Annotated in this window: 4 protein-coding genes; all 4 read left to right on the top strand. The window is 38.2% G+C overall.

Going from position 1 to position 4737, the window contains the following annotated elements; genetic code table 11:
* The first annotated feature begins 203 nt into the window (after positions 1 to 203).
* The 4 genes from PLK24_RS08440 to PLK24_RS08455 all read left to right on the top strand — a co-directional run bounded on the left by PLK24_RS08440 (position 204) and on the right by PLK24_RS08455 (position 4688).
* Entirely contained in the window at positions 204 to 434 is a 231-nt protein-coding gene (locus PLK24_RS08440; protein ID WP_324478139.1) for a tyrosine-type recombinase/integrase, read from the top strand.
* 123 nt (positions 435 to 557) lie between these two features.
* Positions 558 to 1385, top strand: coding sequence for a DNA adenine methylase (locus tag PLK24_RS08445; protein ID WP_324478141.1), 828 nt, complete (start codon positions 558 to 560; stop codon positions 1383 to 1385).
* Entirely contained in the window at positions 1382 to 3382 is a 2001-nt protein-coding gene (locus PLK24_RS08450; protein ID WP_324478143.1) for an ATP-binding protein, read from the top strand. The genes PLK24_RS08445 and PLK24_RS08450 overlap by 4 nt, the downstream gene beginning before the upstream one ends.
* 1 nt (position 3383) lies before the next feature.
* Positions 3384 to 4688, top strand: coding sequence for a hypothetical protein (locus PLK24_RS08455; protein WP_324478145.1), 1305 nt, complete (start codon positions 3384 to 3386; stop codon positions 4686 to 4688).
* The last annotated feature ends 49 nt before the right edge of the window (positions 4689 to 4737 follow it).

Here is a 4737-nt window from a genome sequence, read left to right on the forward strand (position 1 = left end):
TGGTCTTAATCAAAACGCCCGACCGTGGGAATTTCGAGTTAAAGATAGAGTATTAGAAGCCACGGTTTTTCTTCCAAAGTATTTGCTTCCCTGGCATTGACGTCCGCTATGGCAACATAGTGCGACGTAATCCAGACGGAGCGCCCTGATTTCTTAAATATTTTTATTGCAGTTAAGGATTATTGTTTGTAGAATAACACCAAATGAATCTTGATGCGGTGCCAACGGTCCCTTTGACTTTAGCGGACGACATTCCGACCGCTGGACTTTTGGAAAACGGCACAGATCTGCGCTATATTCAGGAAGTTTTAGGCCATGCCAGTTCCAAAACTACGGAAATATATACTCATGTCAGTAAAAAGAGTCTCGGGAAAATCGTTAATCCCCTCGATCAGGCAATTTTAAAGCAAGGAGTAAAGAAAAATGCTTTATAATCTTAAAGACGAAATATACGCCATAACCTGCCAAAATCCGATGGATATACGAGACAGAAGTTCGTTTAGCCACGAGTAGTTATACGCAATGCCGTGCCATGCAGAGTTTAAGATGAGGGTTAAATGAAAACAAAAAAGGTTAGTTTTATCCGTTATCCTGGTGGAAAACAAAGGATTTTAAACTACATAATCCCATTTTTGCCCTCAAGTGAAATGATAAAAGGGAGATTTATAGAGCCATTTTTAGGTAGTGGTGCAATTTTTTTTGCATTAAACCCTGAGCGTGCTTTCTTGACGGATATGAACCGAGAACTTATTGATCTGTATCGTGGAATACGCCGCTCTCCACTGAAAGTCTGGGAAATATACAAAAGTTTCCCAAAAACTAAAAAAGCATACTATGAAATTCGAGCAATAAAGCCCGCTGGAAGAGACTTAACGTTCAAAGCAGCCAGAACTCTTTATTTAAACAGGACTTGTTTTAAAGGTATGTGGAGACATAATTCAAACGGAGAATTCAATGTTGGGTATGGAGGAGAAGATAGACGATGGGTAATTAACCAGACAGTTTTAAAAGATGTTTCTGATAGATTAAAAAATGCAATCTTGAAGTGTAGTGATTTTGAAGAAGTCATAGACGAAAGTAAAAAAGGAGATTTTATTTTTGCTGACCCACCATATAAACCTGGAGAACGAGAACTGCTTCATTCCCATTATGTATATGGCAAATTTGGCTATTCAGAATATCAGAGGTTGGAAAGAGCTTTGAAAAGAGCATCAAATAGAGGTGTAAAATGGGCGATAACCATTTCGTCCCATCCTGATATTCTGGACCTATTTGGCGGAAATAACATTGTTCCTGTACTAAGGGGGACAGGGGAAAAACCTGGAATTTTAACAAACAATTCAGGTGAGGTTATAATTCGTAATTATAAGGAGAGACTGCAATGAAAGAATTTTTTGAGAAGGCGGCAATGCAAAATCACCCTCTCAGGGTTTTACAAAAATTTCTTGAACAAGAAAAAGCAAACGAACAGGCAAAGCGATATGATGACATGCGTTTTGTTGGATATGTTCTTGAAATTGGATATGATACGGTTACGATTATTACTTCTGATCCATTCAAAATTGCTGTAGGTGGAGTGCCTCGGAATTCTTTACTAATAATGGTGCCATCTAGTTATGATACATTACCTCCACATTTCACATTATTACGGGTCTTGGAAGCGGCACCCACTCCTCTTTCAAAAGAAGTTCAGCAAACATACTTTGAGTTACAGAAAAAATCAATGCCAGAACTCGATATATTCACTCAGAGCGAGCTACAATGGGGAGCACTTAAGACGGCGGTCCTTGGTATGTTTTATCCCCATCCCGAAAAAATTGACGAAGTAGAATTTGCCGGAGATTTAAATAATTTTGTTAGCGCACATAAATACCGGGTTTATGCTCCTAATGATGAATTATTGAAACTTATAACCAATTCCATGGTGCCCTATGAAAACCGTTTTCCAATAGGCGATTTGAGGTTGACAGAATGTAGACTTCCTTTGCCAAACAAATCTCAACCAAGGGTTATAGTTCATGTTTCCACAAAGGATTTTATGGGTACACGTACAGCGATGTTTGGCAAAACACGACTTGGTAAGAGCAATGTAGTTAAATTAATTGCCCAGAGCTTAATTGAGACAACAAATGATACAAAAAATGTTGGACAACTAATATTTGACATTAACGGTGAGTATGCGAATGATAATCCACAGGATAACAGCCATTCATTAAGAAGTGCATATCCAAAACGGTGTGTTGTTTATGCCCTAACACCAAAGCCAGCCACACCATCGAGTCCCTTAAAAATCAATTTTTATGAACATCCTGAAAAATCTAAGCCCATAATAGGTAGCTTATTAAGACAAGATGGTCGCGCTTCTGGGTATGTGCAGAGTTTTGTTAGTGTGGAGTTGCCTTCCCTTGACGAAATTAGGAATTTTCCGCCCGGTGGCGACCAAGCCAGAGCACTTAGAAAAGTCCAATTTTTCTGGGCAATTCTTAAAAAGGCTGGATATTCTGTTGACGAAAATCGACTCCGTTTAATAGCTCCAATTGGTCGTCCTGCAAGCGGGCTTAATCCTGGATTTAATTCGAATATCAGAGATGCTGCTTATTCCTCCGAAAATATAAGTCCTGCTCCTTCACATCCCAATACTCTCGCTGAATTAGTTAGAGAATTAGAAATAATAAATCGCTTTAGGCGTGCAAACCCAAATCATTCAAGCCTTACTACTGGGTCAGGAAATCCTTTGTTTGAGGCTGATGATATTGCTCTATTAGAATTTTTAGAACCACAGTCTGGAAGAAGTGGAACATCTCTTATTCAACCATATAGAATTTATCATGACCAAAAAGCCGGCGATTTTATCGATGAAATTATTCGATACTTGGATTCCGGAATGACCGTAATTCTGGACCTAGGGAATGCTAATCCGGAAGTTATGAACTATTTTTCCGATGAACTATCACTGGCAGTTTTCAGGCATCAGGTTGATAAATTCTCCAATAACCAACTTGGTAATCATTTTATACAATTATGTTTTGAAGAAGCACACAACTTGTTTCCGCAATCCGGCGATGTTACTACAATTTACAGCCGTCTAGCAAAAGAAGGAGCAAAATATCATATTGGAATGGTCTACTCCACTCAATCACCAACAACAATTAATAGAGATTTATTGGCACAAACTGAAAATTTCTTTGTTGCTCATCTTGCATCTCAAGATGATGTTAATATGCTTGCTAAGGTAAACATTGCATACGAAAGTCTAAAAAATGATATTCTTCAGGCAAAAACAGTTGGCTATATAAGAATGCTAACACGCTCACATCGCTTTGTCGTATCAGTGCAGGCGAAGAAATTTACACCACCTAACCCAAATCAGGAGGAGAAATAAAATGCCCTATAGAGTTGGAGAACGCTTACCCGGAGAAAGAGCTAGTCATCTAGGGCACCTTGAGGTTCTTAAGAGTGAACTGGTGAATAAATTGGTTCAAAATTTTGAAGAGAGCTTTAAGAATAAGATTACATCAAAAGATGTTTGGAAGCTAATCCCTAACGATGGATCACCTCTTCCCTTAGTTTTCGGTATTGATGGTTCAATGCAACCAATTGAGTCTGAAACGCCACCCTATAAAAGACTTGCTTTCGTGAAAACGGCACTGTTAAGAATCGATCAATTTGCACTCTCTAAAATAGATAAAGAGTCTCCACATCCGCTTGCATTGCGTGATATACTTGCTGATTCGGCGTTATACCATGCAACAGTTTTTCCATTAAGACATGTTTCTATTCCTGGTCAGAGTACGTACCATGCGATAAGAGGGATTATTTTTGAATCACTGAAGGACAGTTCTTTAGAGGGCGAACCGATGGAAACGCTTAAATGGATTGTGTATGAAAAGTGGGATGGAAAGCAGAAGCAATTACCACTTTTTGAATGTCCTCATTGTGAAAAAACCGTGGCTACGCTTCCATATGATGCTGAGACGGGTAAATGCCCTGAATGTAATGGAGATTTATTTTTAACGGATATGCTTGGTTTTCATCAGGAAATGGCTCCTGATTCAGCACCAGATACTATAGCGACATCTTATATGAGCATTCATGAAGTTTTATTACTATTTACAGGTATACGATATTATTGGGAAAAAAATAAAGATGTTCTTGCTAAATGCCTTTTTGTAAAGGATGGTCCTCTTACTATTCGTGCCCAATATTCAAAACTTGTAGCTCCTATACGCCGATTTTTGTCGTATGCAAGAGAGCAAGGTTATCCAATACATATAATTGGACAGGAAAAATCAGGAAGGTTTTACGAGCACTTAGAACTCATAGGGAGAAATGCACGCGAGGGTCATATCTTTATACCAAGCAATCAATATATAAAGGAAAAAATTCAGAATAGACCTAATACAGGAGCCCCCTATGGTAAAGATACAAATTATGGCGCAAAGGTTTTTGTTAAACTTAGTAATTATCATCAAATGGTATTAAATATCCCCACGGGTGAATTTGTTGAAAATCCAGCATTATCTAATTTGATTGGTGCTAATAACATTTTTGCTACACTACCAACCATTTTGAGCAATAGATTTGAAGGAGCCCTTTTACCTGTTGAACTTGCAAATGGTATCGCTTCTCTTTCTACCTATCCCTCAGCGCAAATTCTTAAAATTTTCGCAGAGGCAAAAGGTATTTAGCCTGCTTAATTCATAAATCCATATAAAGTTGTTGATAAAATCCGGTTTT

Origin of the sequence: Atribacter sp. (assembly GCF_035418125.1) — a bacterium.
Lineage (GTDB): Bacteria > Atribacterota > Atribacteria > Atribacterales > Atribacteraceae > Atribacter > Atribacter allofermentans.

What these genes read in the sequence shown, in the direction of transcription:
- PLK24_RS08455 (WP_324478145.1), top strand. Translation starts at nt 3,384, where the DNA reads ATGCCCTATAGAGTTGGAGAACGCTTACCCGGAGAAAGAGCTAGTCAT.
- PLK24_RS08450 (WP_324478143.1), top strand. Translation starts at nt 1,382, where the DNA reads ATGAAAGAATTTTTTGAGAAGGCGGCAATGCAAAATCACCCTCTCAGG.
- PLK24_RS08445 (WP_324478141.1), top strand. Translation starts at nt 558, where the DNA reads ATGAAAACAAAAAAGGTTAGTTTTATCCGTTATCCTGGTGGAAAACAA.
- PLK24_RS08440 (WP_324478139.1), top strand. Translation starts at nt 204, where the DNA reads ATGAATCTTGATGCGGTGCCAACGGTCCCTTTGACTTTAGCGGACGAC.